Consider the following 22,405-nt stretch of genomic DNA (forward strand, 5'->3'; position numbering starts at 1 on the left):
GGTCAGCGCTTGGGGCGTCCGGTGCTTTCGCGCAGGACGACTTCGCCGGACAGCCGGATCGTCCGCGGCCGGCCACCCGCGGAGCCCTTGATCGCCATGTCCATCGCGCGTTCGCCGAGCTCTTCCAGCGGCAGCCGCACCGTGGTCAGCGCCGGGGCCAGGTCGCGGACCACCGGGATGTCGTCGAAGCCGGCCACCGAGATGTCGCCGGGCACGGACAGGCCTTCCTCGCGCAACGCCGTCAGTGCGCCGATCGCCATCACGTCGGTGACGGCGAACAGGCAGGTCGGCAGCTTGCGCTTGCGGCCGGCGAGCAGCCGCTTCGTCGCCTCGTAGCCGCCGTCGCGGCTGAACGCGGCCTCGACGACGTCGTCTTCGCGCAGTTCGATGCCGTGCGAGGCGAGCTCGGCGGAAAAGCCGGCCAGCCGGTCGATCACCGTGCTCAGCCGCCGCGGCCCGGCCAGCACGGCGAACCGCTTGTGGCCGAGGCCGACCAGTTCCTTCGCCAGCGCCGCGGCGCCGCCCTTGTTGTCCGGCTGCACGGTGTCGATCTTGAGCCCGCGGTGCCGGCTGACCGCCGCGACCTGGCCGCCGCCGCGGCGGTAGGGCTCCAGCTCGGCGGCCATCGCGCGTTCCCACGCCCGGTCCTCGAAGGCCGAGCCGATGAGCAGGATGGCCGCGGCCCGCTGCGCGCGCAGCGTCGAGACGTAGGCGACTTCGCGGTCCGGGTCGCGGAACGTGCCGGCGAGCATGACGAGCAGCCCGTTGTCGGTGGCCACCCGCATCACCCCGCCCGCGATGGCCGCGAAGTACGGGTCGCTGACGTCGTGGCAGATCACGCCGACCGTGCGGTGGGTGCCGCCGGCCAGGGCCTGTGCGTGCGCGTTGGGGGCGTAGGCCAGCTCGGCCGCGGCGGCGGACACCCGCTCCCGCAGGTCGGCGCGGACGGACGCGGTGCCGTTGAGCACCCGCGACGCGGTCGCGAGCGAGACGTTCGCGCTGCGTGCCACGTCTTCCAGTGTCACGTGCGGCCGGGCCTTCATGGCTGGCTCCTCCAAGATCGGTCTCGAGTGTCTCCGCGTGCTCGGTCGGTGCAATCTACTGGGAGGAGGGTGCGTCCGGAGAAGCCGCTGCTCGGGGGACCTCCCCCGAACGAGTGAAAGCCGGCGGGAAGATCGCTCGTAGCGTGTGTGTTGCAAACCAGGAGAACTCTCAAGTGGTGAGCCCGCCACGACTGACCGACCACGAAAGGAATCACGCATGCTGTTCGGTGACGAGCACGTCCGCCGCTACGAGGAGACCGACGGCGAGGTCGGCCACGACTGGCAGGAAGGCGTCCCGACGCTGGTCTTGACCACCAAGGGCCGCAAGACCGGGCAGGAGCGCAAGTTCGCCCTGATCTACCAGGAAGTCGACGGAAACCCGGTGATCGTGGCCTCCAAGGGCGGCGCGCCGAACCACCCCGGCTGGTACTTCAACCTCGTCGAGCACCCCGAGGTCGGCGTGCAGGTCAAGGCGGACAAGTTCACCGCCCGCGCCCGCACGGCCGAGGGCGAGGAGCGCGCGAAGCTGTGGGAGAAGCTCGCCGCGGTCTGGCCGGACTACAACGAGTACGCCAAGAAGACCGACCGTGAGATCCCCGTCGTGGTGCTCGAGCGCCAGTGAAATTCCTGCTGTGATCTGCGCCGCGTTCGGCGCGGGCGCGGGCCGATCCGGCCGGTCGTGGGCTACGAATGACACCCATGGACCGCTGGACCGCCCTGGACTTCGAAGGTGAGCTGCTCACCCGGCGCCGGATGATCGCCTACGGCCGGCGCTTCGCCCGCGCCGGCCGTGGCGCCTGGTACAGCTTCGCCATCGAGGTGGTCTGGCAGTTCCTCGTCCAGACCACCCGCTTCCGCGTCCGGGGCGCGCGGCACATCCCGAAGACCGGCGGCGTGCTGGTGGCGTCGAACCACCTGTCGTTCGCCGATCCGACGACGCTCACCGCGTTCTGCCTCGCCGCCGGCCGCGTCCCGCGTTACCTGGCGAAGGCGTCGCTGTGGAAGCTGCCGGTGGTCGGCCGCGTGATGCGTTCGGGACGCCACATCCCGGTCTACCGCGGCGCGGCGACGGCCGCGGAGGCCTACCGCGACCTGGTGGCGTCCGTGCGGGCGGGCGAGTGCGTCGCGATCTTCCCCGAAGGCACCTTCTCGAACGACCCGGACGGCTGGCCGATGCGCGGCAAGACCGGCGTCGTGCGGGCGGCGCTGGAGACCGGGGCCCCGGTGATCCCGGTGGCCAACTGGGGGACCCATCACCTGCTGCCGTCGACGGCGAAGCTGCCGCGCGGGCTGCCGCGCAAGACCGTGGAGCTGGTCGCCGGGCCGCCGGTCGACCTCTCCGACCTCGTCGGCCGCGAACTGACCCGCGCGGTGCTGGAGGAGGCGACGGCGCGGATCATGGCCGCGATCACCGAGCTGCTGGTGTCGATCCGCGGCGCGGAGCCGTCGGTCGCTGCCTGAAAACTATCGGTGGTGGGTGAGAACCTGCCGGCATGACGATCTCCGGGTTTTCCTGCGAGCGGATTCCCGTCGGGGACGCGCACCCCGGCGTCGCGCACGGCGGCGCCGGGCCACCGGTGGTGCTGCTGCACGGCTTCCCGCAGACCCACCTCGCTTGGCGGCACGTGGCCGGGTCGCTGGCGCGCGACCACCGGGTGATCTGCCCCGACCTGCGCGGCTACGGCGGCAGCGACAAGCCGCCGGGTGACTACTCGAAGCGGCGCATGGCCGCGGACGTCGTCGCGCTGGCCCGCGCGCTGGGGTACGAACGGTTCGCGCCGGCCGGGCACGACCGGGGCGCGCTGGTGGCGTTCCGCGCGGCGCTCGACCACCCCTCGGCGGTGAGTCACCTGGCGGGGTGTTCGCGTTCCACCTCTTCCTGCTCGCCCACCCGCCGCCGCTGCCGGAGCGGCTGCTCGGCGCGGCGCCGTCGGAGTTCTTCGGGCACTTCCTGCCCGAGGAACGGCCGGAGGAGGTGGTCGAGGCGTTGCGCGGGCTCTTCGCCACGTGAGGCCCGGGTCACCCCGCTGAACAGCGCCCCGAAGGGTAGTTTCGAGGCATGAGTGCACAACACTTTGATGTCGTCGTGCTGGGGGCCGGGGTGGGCGGCTACGTCGCGGCGATCCGCGCGTCCCAGCTGGGGCTGAGCGCCGCGGTGGTCGAGGAGAAGTACTGGGGTGGCGTCTGCCTGAACGTCGGGTGCATCCCGTCGAAGGCGCTGCTGCGCAACGCCGAGCTGGCGCACGTGGTGACGCAGGAGGCGAAGGCCTTCGGCATCTCCTCCGACAGCCCGATCAAGGTCGACTACACGGCCGCGTACGAGCGGAGCCGGAAGGTCGCCGACGGGCGCGTCAAGGGCGTGCACTTCCTGATGAAGAAGAACAAGATCACCGAGTTCGACGGGCACGGCACCTTCCTCGACGACCACACCCTCGAGGTGAACGGCGAGCAGATCACGTTCGGCCACTGCATCATCGCGACGGGTGCGACGACGCGGCTGCTGCCGGGGACTTCGCGCAGCGAGCGCGTGGTGACCTACGAAGAGCAGATCCTGTCGAGCGAGCTGCCGTCGAGCATCGTGATCGCGGGCGCGGGCGCGATCGGCGTCGAATTCGCCTACGTGCTGCACAACTACGGCGTCGACGTCACGATCGTCGAGTTCCTCGACCGGATGGTGCCGCTGGAGGACGCCGAGGTGTCGGCGGAGCTGGCGCGCCGGTACCGCAAGCTCGGCATCAAGGTGCTGACCTCGACCCGCGTCGAGTCGATCGACGACTCGGGCTCGTCCGTGCGCGTGACGGTGTCGTCGGAGAAGAACGGCGAGCAGGTCCTCGAGGCCGACAAGGTCATGCAGGCGATCGGCTTCCAGCCGCGCGTGGAGGGCTACGGCCTGGACAAGACGGGGGTGGCCCTGACCGACCGGGGCGCGATCGCCGTGGACGGCCGCGGCCGCACGAACGTCGAGCACATCTTCGCGATCGGCGACGTGACGGCGAAACTGATGCTGGCGCACGCGTCGGAGTCGATGGGCGTGGTGGCGGCGGAGACGATCGCGGGCGCGGAGACGATGGAGCTCGACTTCCCGATGATCCCGCGCGCGACGTACTGCCAGCCCCAGATCGCCAGCTTCGGCTGGACGGAGGAGCAGGCCCGCGAGAAGGGCTTCGACGTCCAGGTGGCGAAGTTCCCCTTCACGGCCAACGGCAAGGCCCAGGGCCTGGGCGACCCGGGCGGCTTCGTGAAGCTGATCAGCGACGCCAAGCACGGCGAACTGATCGGCGGGCACCTGATCGGCCCGGACGTGACGGAGCTGCTGCCGGAGCTGACGCTGGCCCAGCAGTGGGACCTGACTGTGCACGAGGTGGCCCGGAACGTCCACGCCCACCCGACGCTGGGCGAAGCGGTGAAGGAAGCGGTCCACGGCCTCGCGGGGCACATGATCAACATGTAGGGACGTCGAAGCGGAGTTCCGGCCGGTCCCAGCGGATCTTCGGCGGTTTCGCCGGGATCGTGCCGGTGCGCCGCGCACCCATCCGGACGTAGAACGGCAACGCCGGCGGGTGCGAAACGACGCGCACGCTGTCCAGGCCGCGCGAGCGGGCCTCGGCGAGCATGTGCTCGATCAAGCGGGCGCCGATGCCGAGCCCCTGCGCCTGGTCGGCGACGAAGAGCAGGTCGAGTTCCGCTTCCAGCAGCGCGTAGAAGCCGAGGATTTCGCCGTCCCGCGTGGCGGTGAAGGTCGGGTTGCTCTCGATGTACCCGGGGCTGATGGCGTAACCGTCCAAGATGGACGAATACTCGCCTCGGTAGGCCGAGGAAGCGTGCATGAGGGCGGTCAGGGTGCCGGCTTGGCCCGGCGCGGCGCGGACGATCTCGATCTGGCCCATGCCCGCCAGCCTACGATGACGGGATGACGGACCTCGACCGGCTGCGGGACGCCCTGTCACGCAACGAAACCCTCGTCGAACTGCTGCGACGGGCGCGCGGGTTCGGCCTGCCGGGCTGGTACCTCACCGCCGGGTGTGTCGCGCAGACCGTGTGGAACGTCCTGACCGGCCGGGAAGCCACCTACGGCATCCAGGACTACGACCTGTTCTACCACGACTCCGCGGACCTGAGCCGGGAAGCGGAGGACCGCGTCATCCGGTCGGTCGCTGCCGCGTGCGAAGACCTCCCGGCCGACGTCGAAGTGCGCAACGAAGCCCGCGTGCACCTCTGGTACGAAGCGAAGTTCGGCACGCCCTGCCCGCCCTTCGCGAGCACCGAGGCGGCGATCGACGCCTTTCCGGCCGTCTGCTCATGCGTCGGGGTGCGGCTCGCGCGCGACGGCTCGTGGCACTTCCACGCACCGCACGGGCTCGACGACCTCTTCGCCATGGTCGTCCGGCCGAACCCGGTACTCGCGCCGCGGGAGGTCTACGAACGGAATGCCGCCCGGTGGTCGGCCGGGTGGCCGGAACTGACCGTCTTGACCTCAAGGTAACTCAAAGTATCAGACTGGCGCCATGAAAGCCGTGGCGTTCACCGAATCCGGCGGTCCCGAAGTGCTCCGCGTCCTCGACCTGCCGGAGCCGCACGCCGGGCCGGGGGAGGTTCGCGTGCGGGTCAAGGCCGCCGGGGTGCAGCCGTACGATGCCGCCGTGCGGGCCGGGTGGGAACCGCCCGGTCTGGCACTCTCCTGGCCGCGCGTGCCCGGGAACGAGTTCGCCGGCGTCGTCGACGAGGGCGAACTCGAGGCCGGTACCGAAGTTCTCGGCTTCACCGCCGTGCGGGCCGCCGCCGAGTACGTCGTCGTCCCCGCCACCGACGTCACGCCGAAGCCGCCGGAAATGCCGTGGGAGGTCGCCGGTGGGTTCAGCGCCGGCACGCAGACCGCGTCGATCGCCCTGGACGCGCTGAACCTGCGTGCCGGGGAGACGCTGCTCATCCACGGTGCCGCCGGGGCGGTCGGCACCGCCGCCGTGCAGCTCGCGAAGCTGCGGGGCGCCCGGGTGGTCGGCACCGCGAGCGAAGCCAACCAGGACTACGTGCGCGGACTGGGCGCGACTCCGGTCGTCTACGGCGAAGGACTGAAAGACCGCGTGGTGGCCGCCGCGCCGCAGGGCATCGACGTCGTGCTCGACGGGGCCGGCGGAGAAGCGCTCGACCTCTCACTCGAACTGGTGAAGGCGCGGGATCGGATCCTCACCCTCGTCGAGCACGGCCGGGCCGCCGGACTCGGCGTGCTCGTCTCGAAGTCCGGGCGCTCGGCCGCGCGGCTCGCCGAGCTGGCGGCGCTCTACGCCAAGGGCGACTTGCGCTTCCTCGTGCGCCGGGCCTACCCGTACACCGAGGCCGCGGCCGCACATCGGGAAATCGAAACCGGACACGGCCGCGGAAAAATAGTTCTCACGTTTCTTGAGTGAGCTGGTCCCAGTATGTGGACCGCCGGCCGTTCCCGACTTTGGTCGCTGGAATCCGGGTCGGTCGCTCCTTAGATTCTCCCCATTACACCCGGTCGGGTGTCATTCGGTCGGGTGGCCGAGTACCACAGGGAGACATCGATGGTGAGATTCAGCCGGGTCGCCGCGCACGCGGTTCCGCTGACGGTCGGCGCGCTGTTGCTGACGACGGGGGTCTCGGCGGCGCAGCCGTCCGTGGTGGATGCGGCGGCCGCGCGCACCGAGGCGGGCATCAGCGCACTGCAGAGCATCAAGAAGAGCCTGAGCCCCGCGGAGCGCAAGCAGTCGAGCCAGCTGGTCGTCGAGAAGCGGTTGCGGGCCGACCGGTCGCTGGCCGCGAAGCTCCCCGAATACCGCTCCGGCGTCGGCGTCAGCAACGCCGGCACCGTCTCGGTCGACATCGCCGCGCACGGGAAGGCCGTCGCGAACGCCGTCAAGGCGGCGGGCGGCACGGTCCGCTACGCCGCGCCGGACGGCGCCGTCCGCGCCGACCTCCCGCTGTCCGCCCTGGACGCGATCGCCGGCCGGGCCGACGTCGCCGAGGTGAAGCCCGCCGCCCAGGCCACCACCTGGAGCGAGCCGGGCAACCGCGACTTCAGCACGGCCCGGCGAACCGCTGCCGCGCAGGCCGCCGCCGCGACGCAGGTTTCCGAAGGGGACAAGGCGCACGGTGCCGACGCCGCCCGCACCACCTACGGCGTCAGCGGCTCCGGGGTGAAGGTCTGCGTGCTCTCCGACGGCGTCGACTCCCTGGCGAAGTCGCAGGCCGCCGGCGAACTGCCCGCGGTGGACGTCCTGTCCGGCCAGCAGGGCAGCGGCGACGAGGGCACCGCGATGCTCGAGATCATCCACGACCTCGCGCCCGACGCGACCCTCGGTTTCGCGACCGCGTTCACCAGCGAAGCGAGCTTCGCCGCGAACATCCGCGCGCTGCGCAGCACCGGCAACTGCCAGATCATCGTCGACGACGTCTCCTACTTCGACGAATCGCCGTTCCAGGACACGCAGGTCGCGCAGGCGGTCAACGACGTGACCGCGGCCGGCGCGCTCTACTTCTCCTCGGCCGGCAACTCGGGCAACGCCACCGACGGCACCAGCGGCTACTACGAGGGCGACTTCCGGGCCTCGTCGTCGAAGATCAGCGGCGTCACCGGCACCCCGCACGACTTCGACCCGGGCAGCACCACCCAGAACTTCGACGCGCTCTCGGCGAGCTCGCTCGGCCGCCCGGTGACGCTGTTCTGGTCCGACCCGTGGGGCAAGTCCGCCAACGACTACGACCTGTTCATCCTGAACTCCGCGGGCAGTGTCGTGGCCTCCAGCGAGAACGGGCAGTCCGGCGCGCAGAACCCGTACGAGATCGCGAACGTGCCGGCCACCGGCTCCGGCTACAAGGTCGCCGTCGTCAAGTACAGCGGCGCCGACCGCTTCATCGCGCTGAACGTGATCCGCGGCCGGTTCGTGGCTTCGGGCGCGCTCAAGGCGTTCAGCACGAACGGCGTCACGAACGGCCACTCGGCCGCGGTCAACGCGTTCAGCGTGGCGGCGGCGCCGGCGGCGGGCGCGTTCACCCGTCCCCTGGAGACCGGTGACCCGGCGAACCCGGCCGGCCCGTACCCCGGCCTGTACACGGCGTCGAGCAAGTGGGAGCGCTTCTCCTCCGACGGCAAGCGCCGCCTGTTCTACAACGCCGACGGCACGGCGATCACCCCGGGCAACGTGTCCTCGACCGGGGGGACGGTCCGCGACAAGCCGGACATCACCGCGGCCGACGGCGTCGCGACCTCGGTGACGGGCTTCCAGCCGTTCTTCGGGACATCGGCGGCGGCCCCGCACGCGGCGGCCATCGCGGCGCTGCTGCTGTCGGGCAAGCCGACGGCGACCCCGGCGCAGATCCGCACGGCCCTGGTGTCCTCGTCGATCGACCTCGGCACGCCCGGTTTCGACACGGTGACCGGCAACGGCGTGATCATGGCCGGCCCGGCGCTCGAGGCGCTGGGCGTGGCGGCGAAGTAACGACCTTCCGTAAAAGGGCCCGGCACACGCCGGGCCCTTTTTCGTTAGGGTCGGACCATGGTGCAGACGGCGGTGGTCACCGGAGCGGGTTCGGGCATCGGGCGGGCCGTGGCCCGGGCGCTCCTGGAAGACGGCTACCAAGTCGCCTTGGCCGGGCGGCGCGCCGGTGCTCTCGCGGAAACCGCCGAGGGGTTCGAGAACGCGCTCGCCGTGCCGACCGACGTTTCCGACGAGCAGGCCGTCGAGGCGCTCTTCGCCGCCGTGCGTGATCGGTGGGGGCGGCTCGACCTCCTCTTCAACAACGCCGGCGTCTCGGCGGGCGGGACCGTCGCCGATCTGTCCGTCGAGGACTGGAAGCGGACCGTCGACGTCAACCTCACCGGGATGTTCCTCTGCGCGCGCCAAGCCGTGCGGCTGATGAGGGACCAGGACCCGCGGGGCGGCCGGATCGTCAACAACGGCTCGATCTCCGCCCACGTGCCGCGGCCCGCCGGCGTCGCCTACACCGCGACCAAGCACGCCGTCACCGGGCTGACGCGGTCGATTTCGCTGGACGGCCGGGCCTGGGACGTCGCCTGCGGGCAGATCGACATCGGCAACGCCGCCACCGAAATGACCGAGCGGATGGCGGCCGGCATCCCGCAGGCCGACGGCCGGGTCGTCGCCGAACCGACCTTCGACGTCCGGCACGTGGCCGACGCCGTGCGGTACATGGCCGGGCTGCCGCTCGGCGCCAACGTCCAGTTCCTCACCGTCACCGCGACGACCATGCCGTTCATCGGCCGCGGCTAGCACCGGCCGTACTCCGGGGGGAGACGAGATGCAGCACCTGCTGTTCGAAGGGGACGACGTCGAGGCGCTGGACGAGGCGGTGACCCGGGAGTTCTCGCCCCACGGGCTGCGCGTCGGCCGGGGGGACCGGGCGCCCGGCCGCTTCCGCCGGCTGCACCGGCAGGGGCTGGCGCTGTACGAGCTGGGGTGGGGTGTCCCGGTGGAGGTCACGGCGGGCGAGCTGCCCGACTTCTACAACGTCCACCTCCCGCTCGCCGGGGAGGGTTCGGTGCGGGTGGCGGGCCGCGAGGTCGCCGCGTCGTGCTCGATCGCCGGACCCGGGATGACCCTGGGGATGTCCCTGCCGGCCGGGTCGGACACCCTCATCCTGTTCCTGCCGCGGGCGGCGGTGGACGACGCCGTCGCCGCGCAGACCGGCGAACCGCCCGCCACCGCCCTGCGGTTCGCCCCCGCCCTCGCCGACGGCGACCCGGCGGTGGCCGCGTGGCAGGCGACCGTGCGAGCCTTCGCGCAGTTCACCGCGTCACCGCTGGCGGCCCGGTCACCACTGGCCGCCGCGCACTTCGAACAGGTCCTCGTGCACGGCCTGGTGGACCTTCAGCCGCACGACCATTTCGCCGCGCTGCCCGCCCACGCCCATCCGGCGCTGCCGCGGGCCGTGCGACGAGCCATGGCGTACTGCGAGGCACACGTGGGCGAGCCGGTGTCGGTCGCCGACATGGCCGCGGCGGCGCGGGTCAGCCCCCGCACCCTCCAGGACCGTTTCCGCGCCGACTTCGGGACCACCCCGGCGGCCTACCTCCGGCGCGTCCGGCTCGACCGGGTGCACCAAGACCTGCTCCGGATCGCGGACGGTTCCGCGTCGGGAACGGTCGCCGAGGTGGCGACCCGCTGGGGCTTCACGCACCTGAGCCGGTTCGCCGCCTACTACCGCGAGGCGTACGGGCAGCTGCCGTCCCGCACCGCCGATCCGGGCCGTGCCGGCAAGCCGGAATCCGCGGACCGTTCGGCGGATAACGGATAGAAGGCGGCCGGCCGCCGTCCGTAGGCTGAACGACGTCAGGGGGGTGTCCATGCCGGCATGGTCAGGGGGTCTGTGCCGGCATGGACGACTACGGACCCGCTTTCAGGGGATCACCCGCGCCTTCCGGAACTCGTCGAACAGCCGGTAGAACATCTGCTCGGTTTCGACGTACTCGTGGAAACCCGCTCGCCGCGCCTTCGACGTGTCCGCGAACATGTCGTAATCCCAGCCGAAGACGAAGTCGCCGAACGCCCACGACGACGAAACGTCCGCATAGGACGCCGAGAGCCCGTGCTCCGCGGCCATGGACGTCCACAGTGGACCCTTGTCCGCCATGACGTCCACCAGCGACATCCGCAGCGGTGGCGCGGCTTCCAAGCCGAAGTACGCCGCCAGTTTCGGCCAGAGTTCGCGCCAGCGGAACAGGTCGCCGTTCGCGATGTTGAAGGCGCCCTGGTGCCCCGTCGCCCAGACCGTCGCCGACGCCAGAAGGCCCGCGTCGGTCATCTCCAGCAGGCTGTCGTACGCGCCGGGCTTGCCGGGGAACCGCAGCGGCAGCCCGAGTTCCTTCGAAATCGACGCGTACACCGCGATCACCAGCGCCAGGTTCATCGGGTTCCCCAGCGCGGTGCCGCCGACCACCGACGGCCGGATCGCCGACCACGTCCAGTCGCCCGCACGCCGCTCGAGGAACCGCTGCTGGTCGACGTTGAACTCCGGCGGCATGTGCCCGGCGTCCGTCTCGCGCGCCGGGGTCTTGAACGGGCCGAGGTGCGCGCCGTAGACCTTGTAGCCCTGCATCAGGCTGACGTGCTGCAGGCCGGGCGCCACCGCGTCGACGAGGTTCGTCAGCATCGCCAGGTTCGGCGGGACGAGTTCCGCCCACGTCGGCCGGTCTTGGTACGCCGCGTAGAAGAGGTGCGTGACGCCGGTCAGCGCCCCGATCTTGGCCTGGGTGTCGGCCGCGTCGAGGAGGTCGACGGCGATCGCTCCCGGGCCGCCCCGCCGGGACAGGCCGACGACGTCCCAGCCACCGTCGGCCCGCAGGTGTTCGACGAGGTTCTTGCCGATGATCCCGTTCGCCCCGGCGACCAGAGCTCTCTTGCGTTCCATGTCTTTCAGGCTGGCCTCGGTGGATGGATAAGTCCAAGGCTTGCTTGTCACCAAGTCGATAAGCTGAGTTCATGACAAGCCTGCGGCAGCTCGAGTACCTGGTCACGGTGGTCGACACCGGCTCGTTCACCCGCGCCGCCGAGCAGTTGCACGTGACACAACCGGCGTTGTCGCACCAGATGCGGGCGCTCGAGCGCAGTCTCGGCGGGCCGCTGCTGGAGCGGCTGCCCCGGGCGGTCCGGCTCACGCCGATGGGCCGGGCGATGCTGCCGCACGCGCGAGCGGCGCTGGCCGACGCCGAACGCGCGCGCTGCGCGGCCCGGCTCGCGTCCGGGACGACGGCGGGTGAGCTGCAGGTCGCCACGGTGTATTCGGTGAGCCTCGGCGTGCTGCCGCCCGCGTTGCGCGTCTGGCGGCGCGACCGGCCCGAGGTCGACGTCCGGCTGATCGAGTTCCGGCACGCCGGCGAACTGCGCGAGGCGATGGCCGCGGGCGAGGCCGACGTCGCGCTCGGCCCGCGCCCCGGCGACTGGGCGGGCCCGGTGCGTGAGCTGGGGGTGGAGGAGTTCGTCGTCGTGCTGCCCGCGGACGGCGCCCGCGAGGACGACAGCACCGGCGAAGTCGACTTGGCGACGCTCGCCGGCTGCGCGTGGGTGCACTACGCCCCCGGCAACGGCCTGGCCGAGCTGGTCGACGCGGCCTGCGCGGCGGCGGGCTTCCGCCCCCGCGCGGCCGTCCGCACCGAGCAGACGGCGGCCGCACCGATCCTCGCGGCCGCGGGCCTGGGTCCCGCGCTGGTCCCGGCGAACGTCCTGCCGGCCCGGTTCGACGGCCGGGTCCTGCGGCCGAGCACGCCGGTCCGCCGCACGCTGACGGCCTACACCCGCGCGGCCCCGGACCCGCTGACCAGTGCGTTCATCGAGACCCTCGTCAAGCACGCCACCGTCTAGAGGCGGCCGAGCCAGGGGTGCGGGCCGTAGGTCGTTTCGAGCGCCTCCGCGAGCCAACGCCGCTGTGCCGCGCCGAGCACCGGCAAAGCGGCGGCGAAGTCCTGCTCGTCCTTGGGGCGGGTGTCGTGGGCCTTGGCGAACAGCTGCACCTCCGGCACCAGATAAGGGAGGCCCTCGGGCGAAACACCGCCCAGCTGCGTGGTTTCCCGCCGCACGGCGGGGTTCCGGCGGGAGACCCACTCGGCACCCCGCGTCTCGTCGAGCATGAACTGGATCCGCCACGGCGCGGACGCCGACGGGCGGCACCACACGTCGTCGACGTCGTCGCCCAGTACCTCGCCCGGTGCCCAGGGCCGCAGGGTGCCCGGCGGGTCCGCCGCCCACCACTCCCACGACGGCAGTGCCTCCTGGATCGCGCGCTGGTCGCGCCGGAGCAGCAGGACGTCGACGTCGGCGTGCGCGCGGAACGGCCGGCCCACCGCCAGCTCGATCGCGTACCCGCCGGCGATCCACCACGGCGCTCGGACGTGGGCGAACAGCTCGGCCACCTCGGGCAGCGGCGCGGGCGCCCAGCTCACGAGACGCCGATCCCCGCCAGCACCGGGCCGGTGAACGGCGTTGCCGTGACGTCGTGGACCCGGGACCCCCAGACCGCGTGGCCGTGGCCCGACCACAGCGGCGCCACCGGCAGGTCCCGCAGCAGCTGGTTCTCCGCCAGCCGGTACAGCTCGCCCGCCTCCTCCGGGGTGGCCGCCGCGTCGGCCAGCGCCAGGTTCTGGCGGAAGACGTCGTCGGTGTACCCCGACGCCGTGGCCAGCTCGGACAGCAGCTCGTACGGGCTGCCGGTCGCCTGCTTGACGTCCACGGTGGACGGGCCGTCGAGCTGGTCCGTGCGCGGGGCCGCCTGTGCCGTCACGGAAACGTCCAGCGCCTTGTGCAACCCGACCACCAGGGTGCGCGTCCACGCCTCCGCACCCGGTCCGAAGTAGACGGTGGCGCCACCGGGGAAGGCCGCCTGCTTCAGCAGGGCCTTGCCGGCCGCCGCGTCGAAGGTGCACGGGCGGCAGGTGCCCGAGCGCTCGCCCGGGGCGGCCGACGGTGGCAGCATCGCCTTGGCCGGGTCGACCTGGTGCGCGAGCGGGCCGGCCTCCAGCGCCGCGCGGTCGACGCCGAGGGCGAAGCCGTGGCGGACCGTCGCGTCGGCGAACCGGGGGTTCGCCACCGGGAACGCGAGGTAGCCCGCCTCGGGCAGGGCCCAGGACGCGTGGTGGTCGGCGAATTCGCCGTGCATGGCCTCGTGCCGCTCGCCGGGGACCTCGGTCGCGAGGTCGAGCGTGCCCGCCTTGACCGCGTCGTACTGGGCCGCCGGTTCGCCGACCCGCAGCTCGATCTCCTCGGCCTTCCCGGCGCCGACGCGCTTGAGGGTGCCGCCCGAACCCGGCTTCCAGCCGCCGTCGAGCCGGTACGGTCCGTTGCCGACCGGGGCCTTCGCGAACCCGTCCCAGTCCCGGGAGGCGAGCACCGGCGCCGGCAGCGGCACCAGGCCCGGCGCGGAGAGCAGCGCGGGCACCTGGCCGGACGGCCGGTCGAGGGTCAGCGCGATCGTGTCCGGAGCCGCCGCCTTGATCTCCCGGGCCCGCAGGAGCTTCGTCAGCACCGGGGACGAGACCCAGTGCGCGGAGGCGATCGCCCGCCAGGTGTCCACATAGGATTGTGCGGTGACCGGGGAACCGTCGTGGAACGTCGCCGGCCGCAGCTTGACCGTCCAGTGCACCCGGTCGGCGCTCTCGATCGACGCCGCCGCCCGCGGGGTGACCTTCCCGGACGCCGCGTCGTAGTCGGCGAGCGGAGTCCACAGCGCGCTCGTCACCAGCCGGCCCGCCTGGTCGGCGAGGTCGGCCGGCAGCAGCGTCGCGGGCTCCCGGATGCCGACGGACAGCACCCCGGGCCGAGCCGGGCCGGAGCCGGTACAGCCCGTGACGGCGAGGACGAGGACGGCGAACAGGGCGAGCAGGCGCATGCGCCGTTCCTACCAGTCGGAAGGCAACGAAAGACGGTTGTGTCCGGTTGATCTCCGTCGTACCGTTCGATGGGTCACGCTCGCCGGCGTTCTGGGAGGTTTCGCGTGCGCACCTGGTTGCGGTCGTGCTTCGCCGCCGTCACCGTCAGCGCCACGCTGGTCGCGACCGGGCTACCGGCCGCCGCCTGCGGCGAGGACGACAAACCCGCGGTCCCGGCCGCCCGCACGCTGGGCGACCCCGGGGCGGTCAAGAACGTCAAGGCCGTCGGCAACGTGCCCGACGCCGCCGGCGCCATTTCGATCAACTTCCTCGACTACGGCCGCCGCGACGTCATGGTCGTGTCCGGCGAGTTCGGGCTCAAGGTGTACGACCTGACGAAGAACCCGGCCGCGCCGAAGCTGGTCGGGCAGGTCAGCCTGCCCGGGCTGTGGGAGACCGAGGACACCGAGGTCGACCAGAACCGCAAGCTGGTGTTCCTCTCCCGCGACCCGCGGGCGTACGGCGGCACCACGCACACCGGCGAGTCCGGGATCTACGTCGTCGACGTCTCGAAGCCCGAGGCCCCGGCGATCCTCAGCTACGTGCAGGTGCCGGCCGGCCACACCACCAGCTGCGTCGACGGCTGCCGCTACCTGTGGACCGGCGGCCCGGCGAAGGCCGACAACCAGCCGGCGGACTGGGGCGGGCGGCCGATCTGGGTCACCGACATCCGCGACCCGAAGCACCCGAAGGTCGACCCGCGGCCGATCGAGCTGGCCCGCAACGACGGCAAGACCGACTACGTGCACGACGTGCAGGTCGACGCCGACGGCGTGGCCTGGGTGTCCGGGCGCGGCGGCGTCCGCGGCTACTGGACGTCCGGGATCCACCGCGACCCGCTGACGAACAAGGTCCGCCGCGCGACCGCGCACGAGCCGGTCCCGTACGCCGGCGGCGGCATCGCCGAGACCGCGGCGCCCTCGCGGTTCATGCACAACAGCTTCCACCCGGCCGGCCACCGCATCGGCGACGGTGCTTGGCGCGGCCAGGACCTGATCTACGCGACGGAGGAGAACTTCGTCGACGGCTGCGCGGGCGACGGCGTCCTGACGATTTCGTCCTTGAAGGGCTCCTACCACGGCGAAGGCTGGCGTTCGACGCCGGAGAAGCCGTTCCGGCTGGAAAGCGTCGGCACCTGGGGCGTCAACGGCCAGGAGGGCAGCGACCCGGCGTCCGACGACTGCTCCGCGCACTACTTCGACGTCCGCGGCAGGATCCTGGTGCAGTCGTTCTACGCGCAGGGCACGCGGTTCCTCGACGTCAGCGACCCGACGAACCCCCGGCAGATCGCCTACTACCGCCCGGCCGACGCGAGCGCGTGGGCGCCGTACTGGCACGGCAAGTACGTCTACGTCGCGGACAACGCCCGCGGCGTAGACGTCCTGCAGCTGACCGCCTAGGACTTCAGCCAGACAGCGGTGTCGGTCGGCAGTTCGCTGCCGGCCGGCCCGCTGGCCAGCAGGATCTCCCCGGCGGGGAGCGGGACCGGCGCGTCCGAGAAGTTCAGCGCGAACGTGAACCCCGGCCCGAGCCGGAACGCCAGCACCCCTTCGCCGAGGTCGAGCCACTCCGGCGAACCGGTGGGGAGATCCCGCCGGAGCCGCAGCCCGTTCCGGTACAGCGACAGCATCGACGCCGGGTCCGCCGCCTCCGCTTCCGCCGTGTAGTCCCGCCACTCGGCGGGCTGGGGGAGCCACGCGCCCCCGGCACCGAAGCCGAACGGCGCTTCCGAGCCCGACCACGGGATCGGGACGCGGCAGCCGTCACGGCCGGGGTCGGTGCCGTTCGTGCGGGCCCACACCGGGTCCTGGCGCAGCTCGTCGGGGATGTCGAGGACCTCCCAGAGCCCCAGCTCCTCGCCCTGGTAGACGTACAGCCCGCCGGGCAGGGCCAGCGTCAGCAGCGCCGCCGCCCGGGCCCGCCGGGTGCCCAGCTCGCGGTCCACCGGCAGCTCGTGCAGCCGGTTCGCGAAGCTGAACCCCGTGTCGCCCTCACGGCCGTAGCGCGTGACGTGCCGCGTGACGTCGTGGTTCGACAGCACCCACGCGGCCGGCGCGCCGACCTCCTCGTGCGCCCTCAGCGTCCGGTCGATGACGTCGCGGAAGCGCTTGCTGTCCCACGGGCAGACCAGGAAGTCGAAGTTGAACGCCGAATGCAGCTCGTCGCGGCGCAGGTAGCGCGCGGCCCGCGACATGTCCGGCAGCCACATTTCGCCGACCAGCACGCGCTCGCCGCCGTAGCTGTCGGCGATCTTGCGCCACGACCGGTAGATCTCGTGCAGCCCTTCCTGGTCGGAGAACGGCGTCTCGTCGCCGTCGTCGACGTCGGGCAGGTGCGGGTCCTTGACCAGGCCGTCGGCGACGTCGATGCGGAAACCGTCCACGCCGCGGTCGAACCAGAAGCGCAGCACGTCCTCGAACTCCGTGCGGATCTCCGGGTTGTCCCAGTTGAAATCCGGCTGGCGCGAGCTGTAGAGGTGCAGGTACCACTCGCCGTCCGGCACGCGTGTCCATGCCGATCCGCCGAAGCGCGACTTCCAGTTGTTCGGCGGCTCGCTGCCGTCCGGGCCGCGGCCGGGCCGGAACCAGAACCGCTGCCGCTCCGGCGATCCCGGGCCGGCCGCGAGCGCGGCCTGGAACCAGCGGTGCTCGTCGGAGCAGTGATTGGGCACGATGTCGATGATCACCCGGATACCCCGGGTGTGGGCCTCGGCGATCAGGTCCTCCGCCTCGGCGAGGGTGCCGAACAGCGGCTCGATGTCCCGGAAGTCGGCGACGTCGTAGCCGCCGTCGTCCATCGGCGACGGGTACCACGGCGTGAACCAGATCGCGTCGATGCCCAGGTCGGCCAGGTGGTCCAGCCGGGCGCGGACGCCGGCGAGGTCGCCGACGCCGTCGCCGTTGCCGTCCGCGAAGCTGCGGATGTAGACCTGGTAGATCGCCGCGCTCCGCCACCAGCCGGTCTTGTCGGTCACGAAAGTGCCCTCCTAGTCGTCGTGAAAACCCGGCTCAGCCCTTGAGGCCGCCGGCGGTCAGCCCGGCGAGGATCTGCCGCTGGAAGGCCAGGAACAGCGCCACCATCGGCAGGCTGGCCAGCACCATCCCGGCGACGAGCACGTTGAGCGGCATGTCGATCGCCACCCGCTGCAGCATCACCGAGAGCGTCTGCTTTCCGGTGTCCGGGAACACCAGCAGCGGCCAGATGAAGTCCTTCCACGCGGTGACCACCGCGAGGATCGACACGACGGCCAGGATCGGCCGCGAAATCGGCAGGATGATCCGCCAGAGCGTGCGCACCGGCCCGGCCCCGTCCAGGCGAGCCGCTTCGATCAGCTCGTCCGGGATCTGGTCGAAGAACCGTTTCAGCAGGTAGATGTTGAACGCGTTCGCCGCCGCGGGCAGCCAGATCGCGGCCGGTGAGTTGATCAGGTTGAGGTGCAGCAGCGGCAGGTCCGTCACCGTCACGTACGTCGGGACGAGCAACGCGGTGGCGGGCAGCATCAGCGTCGCCAGCATGAACCCGAGCACGACGTTGCCGAACTTCGGCCGCAGCTTCGACAGCGCGAACGCGGCCGGGACGTCGATGGCCAGCTGCGCCAGCCACGCGCCGCCGGCGACGATCAGCGTGTTGAGGAAGTACTTGCCCAGGCTCAGCTGGTCCCACGCGTCGGCGAAGGTCTCCGGGTGCCACTCGTGCGGGACGAGCGTCGCCGGTGTCTGCGCCAGCTCCTGCGGTGACTTCATCGCGCCGGTGACGACCCAGTACAGCGGGAACATGAACGCCAGCACGAACACCGCGAGCGTGCCGGCGAAGACGACGCCGTAGACGACCTTGCCGCGCGGGCTGCGCAGTGCGCCGGGGGAGACGAGGGTCCTCATGACTGGTCCGCCTTCCTCGTCAGCCGGACGTACCACGCCGAGAACACGCCGAGCGCCACGAACAGCAGCAGGCTCATCGCGCTCGCCGAGCCGAAGTCGTTGTAGACGAAGGCGTAGCGGTAGAGCAGCAGGAGCACGGTCACCGTCGAGTCGTCCGGGCCGCCGCCGGTCATCACGTACGGCTCGGTGAACACCTGCATGGTCGCGACGATCTGCAGCAGCAGGAGCACCAGCAGGACGAACCGCGTCTGCGGGAACGTCACGTGCCGCAGCCGTTTCCACAACCCGGCGCCGTCGAGCTCCGCGGCTTCGTAGAGCTCGCCGGGGATCGTGCCGAGTGCGGCCAGGTAGATGAGCGTGGTGCTGCCCATGTTGGCCCACGTCGAGACGAACACCAGCGACAGCATCGCCGTGTCGTTCGAGTCGAGCCACTGGCCGCCGGGCAGGCCGGCCGCGCCGAGCGCGGAGTTGAACAGGCCGGGACCCGGGTCGTAGAACCACTTCCACATCAGCGCCGTCACCACCGGCGGCAGCATCACCGGCAGGTACACGGCGAGGCGGAAGAACGCCTTCGCGTGGCGGAGTTCGTTCAGCAGCACGGCCGTCAAGAACGGGACGGCGAAGCCGAAGACCAGGGCGAGCCCGGTGAACAGCAGCGTGTTGCGCCAGGCGACGCCGAACAGCGGGTCCGCGAAGAGCCGCTCGAAGTTGCCGAACCCGACCCACGTCGGCGCGTTGACGAAGTCGACCTGCTGGAAGCTCAGCAGGACACCGCGCACGATCGGGTACCAGGAAAACAGCGCGAACACCACGAGGGCGGCGCAGAGCAGGCCGTACGCGGTGAGGTTCTCCTTGAGCTTGCGACGCAGCCTGCTCCGGTTCACCTGAGTTGCGGCCGGGCGCCCGGCCCGCGACGGTTTCGCCGCGGGCCAGGCGAGCAGGCTACTTGACCTGGGCGAGGACACTGTTGACCTTCGAGGACGCCAACGCCAGCTGCTGGTCGATGTTCGCGTTCTGGTCCGTGAGCACCGCCTGCATGACGCTGTCGAGCGCGGCGTAGATCTGCTGCGCGTTCGGCGGCTCGATGCTGCCCTTGATCTTGCTCGTGGTGTCCACATAGGACTTGTAGTTCGCGGCGGGGACGTTGGCGTACTTGGCCTTCAGCGCCAGCTGCTGGTCGCGGACCGTGCCCTGCCAGACGTCGGGGGTGGGCTCGGCGGGCAGGCCGACCGGCTGCTTGCCCTCGACGTACTGCTGGATGTGCTTTTCGAAGCGGTCCGGGTTGAGGTACTTCCACTGGATCCACTCGAGGCCGGCCTTGATCTTCTCCGGGGACGCCTTCGGGTTGAGCATGTAGCCCTCGCCGCCGAGCAGGGTGCCCTGGCCGCCGGGCATGCCCGCGATGCCGTAGTCCTCGTACTTGCCGTTGAACTGCTTGACCAGCACCGGGACGTTGTCCGGGGCGGCCATGTACATGCCGAGCTGGCCGGCGCCCATCATCCGCTGGACGTCCTGGGCTTCGAGCAGCTGCTTGGCGCCCATGGAGTTGTCGGTCCAGCGCATGTCGTGCAGGTACTGGAGGGCCTGCTTGCCCTTTTCGTCGGCGAAGTCGGCGACCCACTTGTCGCCGTCCTTGCGGGCGATGTCGCCGCCCATCGAGTAGAGCCAGCCGGTCATGTGCCAGCCACCCTGGTTGTTCTTGCTGTAGTCGGCGTACCCGACGACGCCGTTGCCCAGCGCGGAGATCTTCTTCGCGGCTTCGCGGACTTCGTCCCAGGTCTGCGGCGGCTTGTCCGGGTCGAGGCCGGCCTTCTGGAACAGCGGGCGGCTGTAGAGCAGGCCCATCGTGTAGTTCATGGTCGGCAGGCCGTACAGCTTGCCGTCGGCGCCCCGGAAGTTGTCCAGGAGTTCCGGCTTGAGGTCGTTGAGGTGCGGGACGCTCTTCGCGGCTTCGGTGATGTCGGCGGCTTGGTGGCGGGCGATGATCTGCGCCGGGTCGGTGAAGTAGACGTAGTAGACGTCTTCGAGCTGCCCGCCGGCGAGCTTCGCGGAGAACGTCTTGGGGTCCATGAAGCCTTCGTGCGGATCGATGTCGATGTTCGGGTGCGCCGCCTCGAACTCCTTGACGTCGGCGTCGAAGACGCTGCGCTCGAAGGGCTGGCTGGTCGGCGGCTGACCGGTGACGGTGATCTTGACCTTGCCGCCGGCTGGGGCGCCGGAGTCACCGTCCCCGCAGGCGGCCACCCCGAGGGCGAGACCACCGGCGGCGAGCAGGCACAACGTTCGGCGGGAGACGGTTCGGGACCAGGTACTGCTCATCTCAAGCCTCTTCTCGGGTCGCGACGGCTGTCACGTGATTGCGGTCACTCTAAAGTGGGAGACGCGATGGCCGCAATAACCAGACGAGATTTTGCAACTTACGAACAGAGCGCGGGCACGAAAAAGGCGCGACGGCTCGGGGCCGTCGCGCCTCTCGGATCGCGGGGGTCAGGCGATGCGGCGGGCCGTGGACCCGCGGACCACCAGTTCCGGCGCGAACAACAGCTCTTCGGCCGCCACCTCGCCGCCGTTGATGCGCTTGACCAGCAGTTCCACCACCGCTCGGCCCATCGCCTCGATCGGCTGGCGGGTGGTCGTCAGGGGCGGGTCGGTGCAGTTCATCAGGGCCGAGTCGTCGTAGCCGACCACCGAAACGTCCTCCGGCACCGACAGGCCCTGCCGGCGGGCCGCGCGGATCGCGCCGAGGGCCAGCAGGTCGCTGGCGCAGAGCACCGCCGTCGCGCCGCGGGGGTACAGGCGGGCCGCCGCCGCGTGGCCGCCCTCGATCGAAAACATCCCGTGCTCGATCAGCTCCTCCAGGACCGGCAGCCCGAGTTTGGCCGCGTAGGAGCGGAACGCCTCCAGCTTCCGCCGCGACGGAACGTGGTCGGACGGGCCGAGGACGAGGCCGATCTTCTCGTGCCCGAGCGAGCTCAGGTGCCCGACGACCTGCTCGACGGCCACCGCGTCGTCGCACGAGACTTGGGGCAGCCCGAGGTGGTCGACCGCCGCGTTGATCAGCACCGTCGGCAGCCGTCGCTCGACGAGGTGGTGGTAGTGGGAGTGGATCGCGTCCGCCTGCGCGTACAGGCCGCCGGCGAACACCACGCCCGACACCTGCTGCTGCAGGAGCAGCTCGACGTACTCCGCTTCGGACACCCCGCCCGCCGTCCGCGTGCAGAGCACCGGCGTGAACCCCTGCTGGGCGAGGGCGTTGCCCATGATCTCGGCCAGCGCCGGGAAGATCGGGTTCTGCAGCTCCGGCAGCACCAGCCCGACCAGCCGGGCCCGCTCGCCCCGCAGTTGGGTGGGCCGCTCGTACCCCATCACGTCCAGCGCGGTGAGCACGGCGGCGCGGGTGCTCGCGGACACCCCGGACCGGCCGTTGAGCACCCGGCTGACCGTGGCTTCGCTGACCCCGACCTGGCGGGCGACTTCGGCAAGACGACGCGTCATGGCTGAAACTTTACCGCAATCCAGTGCAAAAGCACGACGTGCGAAACCGGTGCGGACCTGGTGGTCCACGGTCATCGCGCACGCACATCCCGTTCCTAGCTTGGCCGACGTGACCACCACCCTCGACCGCACCACCACGTCTCGTGGCCTGACCACGCTCGCGGCGCTCGCTCTCCTGCTGGCCGCCTACCGCGGGTTCCGCATGCCGGGTGACTGGGCCGTGACCCTGGAAGCCGTCTCGCTGACCGACGGCTTCCACCGCCGGTTCCTCGTCGGCACCCTGCTCCACCCGCTCGCACTGGCGACCGGTTACGCGTACTGGGTGTTCGCCGCCGCTGGGCTCGCCGTCCTCGCCGCGGTGCTCGGAGTGCTGGCCGTCGCGTTCGCCCGCGCCCGGCACCCGGGCCGGAAGCTCCTGGTCGCCGGCTGGCTGCTGCTGCCCTCCGGCGGCTTCCTCTTCCACGAGGCCGGCTACTTCGACCAGGTGCTGTACCTGCTGCTGTTCGCCGCTTTGTGGCAGCTGCCGCGCCGGCCCGCGGTGGCCTCCGGGCTGATGACGGCCGCGGTGCTCACCCACGAGATCGCGGCGCTCA

General features: G+C 71.3%; 21 protein-coding genes. 11 read left to right on the plus strand and 10 right to left on the minus strand.

What is annotated here, in order from left to right; genetic code table 11:
- Nucleotides 1–2: 2 nt before the first annotated feature.
- Nucleotides 3–1,043: a LacI family DNA-binding transcriptional regulator gene (locus ACFVYA_RS26275; RefSeq protein WP_285985367.1), complete on the minus strand. Its 1,041-nt coding sequence runs from the start codon at nt 1,041–1,043 to the stop codon at nt 3–5.
- Between the two features lie 217 nt (nt 1,044–1,260).
- On the opposite strand from ACFVYA_RS26275, the gene ACFVYA_RS26280 reads away from it, so the two are divergent.
- The 4 genes from ACFVYA_RS26280 to lpdA all read left to right on the plus strand — a co-directional run bounded on the left by ACFVYA_RS26280 (nt 1,261) and on the right by lpdA (nt 4,494).
- Nucleotides 1,261–1,665, plus strand: coding sequence for a nitroreductase family deazaflavin-dependent oxidoreductase (locus ACFVYA_RS26280; protein ID WP_285985366.1), 405 nt, complete (start codon nt 1,261–1,263; stop codon nt 1,663–1,665).
- Nucleotides 1,666–1,742: 77 nt separating this feature from the next.
- Nucleotides 1,743–2,504: a lysophospholipid acyltransferase family protein gene (locus ACFVYA_RS26285; protein ID WP_387048664.1), complete on the plus strand. Its 762-nt coding sequence runs from the start codon at nt 1,743–1,745 to the stop codon at nt 2,502–2,504.
- A 32-nt stretch (nt 2,505–2,536) separates the two neighbouring features.
- On the plus strand, nt 2,537–3,106 hold the full coding sequence (locus ACFVYA_RS26290) for an alpha/beta fold hydrolase (protein WP_387048666.1): 570 nt from the start codon (nt 2,537–2,539) through the stop codon (nt 3,104–3,106).
- Nucleotides 3,103–4,494, plus strand: a complete 1,392-nt coding sequence (gene lpdA, locus ACFVYA_RS26295) for a dihydrolipoyl dehydrogenase (protein WP_387048667.1) — start codon at nt 3,103–3,105, stop codon at nt 4,492–4,494. Before ACFVYA_RS26290 ends, lpdA begins: the two co-directional genes overlap by 4 nt.
- Here the strand turns inward: lpdA and ACFVYA_RS26300 are convergent.
- Nucleotides 4,484–4,930: a GNAT family N-acetyltransferase gene (locus ACFVYA_RS26300; RefSeq protein ID WP_387048669.1), complete on the minus strand. Its 447-nt coding sequence runs from the start codon at nt 4,928–4,930 to the stop codon at nt 4,484–4,486. The two genes, lpdA and ACFVYA_RS26300, sit on opposite strands and share 11 nt — an antisense overlap.
- 23 nt (nt 4,931–4,953) lie before the next feature.
- On the opposite strand from ACFVYA_RS26300, the gene ACFVYA_RS26305 reads away from it, so the two are divergent.
- From ACFVYA_RS26305 to ACFVYA_RS26325, 5 genes are all read left to right on the plus strand, one after another.
- Nucleotides 4,954–5,526, plus strand: a complete 573-nt coding sequence (locus ACFVYA_RS26305; protein ID WP_387048671.1) for a nucleotidyltransferase family protein — start codon at nt 4,954–4,956, stop codon at nt 5,524–5,526.
- Nucleotides 5,527–5,548: 22 nt separating this feature from the next.
- Nucleotides 5,549–6,448, plus strand: coding sequence for an NADP-dependent oxidoreductase (locus ACFVYA_RS26310; RefSeq protein ID WP_387048673.1), 900 nt, complete (start codon nt 5,549–5,551; stop codon nt 6,446–6,448).
- Nucleotides 6,449–6,586: 138 nt separating this feature from the next.
- Nucleotides 6,587–8,500, plus strand: coding sequence for a S8 family serine peptidase (locus ACFVYA_RS26315; protein ID WP_387048674.1), 1,914 nt, complete (start codon nt 6,587–6,589; stop codon nt 8,498–8,500).
- Nucleotides 8,501–8,557: 57 nt separating this feature from the next.
- Nucleotides 8,558–9,292 carry an SDR family oxidoreductase gene (locus ACFVYA_RS26320; RefSeq protein WP_387048676.1) on the plus strand — a complete coding sequence of 245 codons (735 nt, stop codon included), beginning with the start codon at nt 8,558–8,560 and terminating at the stop codon, nt 9,290–9,292.
- Between the two features lie 28 nt (nt 9,293–9,320).
- Complete coding sequence (locus ACFVYA_RS26325; protein ID WP_387048677.1) at nt 9,321–10,316, plus strand: AraC family transcriptional regulator; 996 nt, start codon at nt 9,321–9,323, stop codon at nt 10,314–10,316.
- A gap of 102 nt (nt 10,317–10,418) precedes the next feature.
- On the opposite strand, the gene ACFVYA_RS26330 is transcribed toward ACFVYA_RS26325, so the two are convergent.
- Nucleotides 10,419–11,429 (minus strand): SDR family oxidoreductase, encoded by a 1,011-nt coding sequence (locus ACFVYA_RS26330; protein WP_387048679.1) that lies wholly within the window; start codon nt 11,427–11,429, stop codon nt 10,419–10,421.
- 71 nt (nt 11,430–11,500) lie between these two features.
- On the opposite strand from ACFVYA_RS26330, the gene ACFVYA_RS26335 reads away from it, so the two are divergent.
- Nucleotides 11,501–12,379 (plus strand): LysR substrate-binding domain-containing protein, encoded by an 879-nt coding sequence (locus tag ACFVYA_RS26335; protein ID WP_387048681.1) that lies wholly within the window; start codon nt 11,501–11,503, stop codon nt 12,377–12,379.
- On the opposite strand, the gene ACFVYA_RS26340 is transcribed toward ACFVYA_RS26335, so the two are convergent.
- Together ACFVYA_RS26340 and ACFVYA_RS26345 are read right to left on the minus strand one after the other, a co-directional pair.
- Complete coding sequence (locus tag ACFVYA_RS26340; protein WP_387048682.1) at nt 12,376–12,957, minus strand: nucleotidyltransferase domain-containing protein; 582 nt, start codon at nt 12,955–12,957, stop codon at nt 12,376–12,378. The two genes, ACFVYA_RS26335 and ACFVYA_RS26340, sit on opposite strands and share 4 nt — an antisense overlap.
- Nucleotides 12,954–14,399, minus strand: a complete 1,446-nt coding sequence (locus ACFVYA_RS26345) for an ABC transporter substrate-binding protein (protein ID WP_387048684.1) — start codon at nt 14,397–14,399, stop codon at nt 12,954–12,956. Before ACFVYA_RS26345 ends, ACFVYA_RS26340 begins: the two co-directional genes overlap by 4 nt.
- Before the next feature lie 105 nt (nt 14,400–14,504).
- Between ACFVYA_RS26345 and ACFVYA_RS26350 the strand changes: the two genes are divergently transcribed.
- Entirely contained in the window at nt 14,505–15,839 is a 1,335-nt protein-coding gene (locus ACFVYA_RS26350) for an LVIVD repeat-containing protein (protein ID WP_387048686.1), read from the plus strand.
- On the opposite strand, the gene ACFVYA_RS26355 is transcribed toward ACFVYA_RS26350, so the two are convergent.
- From ACFVYA_RS26355 to ACFVYA_RS26375, 5 genes are all read right to left on the minus strand, one after another.
- Nucleotides 15,836–17,413 carry a glycoside hydrolase family 13 protein gene (locus tag ACFVYA_RS26355; RefSeq protein WP_387048688.1) on the minus strand — a complete coding sequence of 526 codons (1,578 nt, stop codon included), beginning with the start codon at nt 17,411–17,413 and terminating at the stop codon, nt 15,836–15,838. The two genes, ACFVYA_RS26350 and ACFVYA_RS26355, sit on opposite strands and share 4 nt — an antisense overlap.
- A gap of 34 nt (nt 17,414–17,447) precedes the next feature.
- The gene (locus tag ACFVYA_RS26360) at nt 17,448–18,317 is read right to left on the minus strand and encodes a carbohydrate ABC transporter permease (protein ID WP_387048690.1); all 870 of its coding nucleotides are present in this window, start codon (nt 18,315–18,317) and stop codon (nt 17,448–17,450) included.
- On the minus strand, nt 18,314–19,282 hold the full coding sequence (locus tag ACFVYA_RS26365) for a carbohydrate ABC transporter permease (RefSeq protein ID WP_387048692.1): 969 nt from the start codon (nt 19,280–19,282) through the stop codon (nt 18,314–18,316). The genes ACFVYA_RS26360 and ACFVYA_RS26365 overlap by 4 nt, the downstream gene beginning before the upstream one ends.
- Complete coding sequence (locus tag ACFVYA_RS26370) at nt 19,260–20,636, minus strand: ABC transporter substrate-binding protein (protein ID WP_387048693.1); 1,377 nt, start codon at nt 20,634–20,636, stop codon at nt 19,260–19,262. Before ACFVYA_RS26370 ends, ACFVYA_RS26365 begins: the two co-directional genes overlap by 23 nt.
- A 168-nt stretch (nt 20,637–20,804) precedes the next feature.
- Entirely contained in the window at nt 20,805–21,812 is a 1,008-nt protein-coding gene (locus ACFVYA_RS26375) for a LacI family DNA-binding transcriptional regulator (RefSeq protein ID WP_387048695.1), read from the minus strand.
- Nucleotides 21,813–22,405: the final 593 nt, after the last annotated feature.

The organism is Amycolatopsis sp. NPDC058278 (assembly GCF_042881395.1).
In the GTDB taxonomy this organism is placed as follows: domain Bacteria; phylum Actinomycetota; class Actinomycetes; order Mycobacteriales; family Pseudonocardiaceae; genus Amycolatopsis.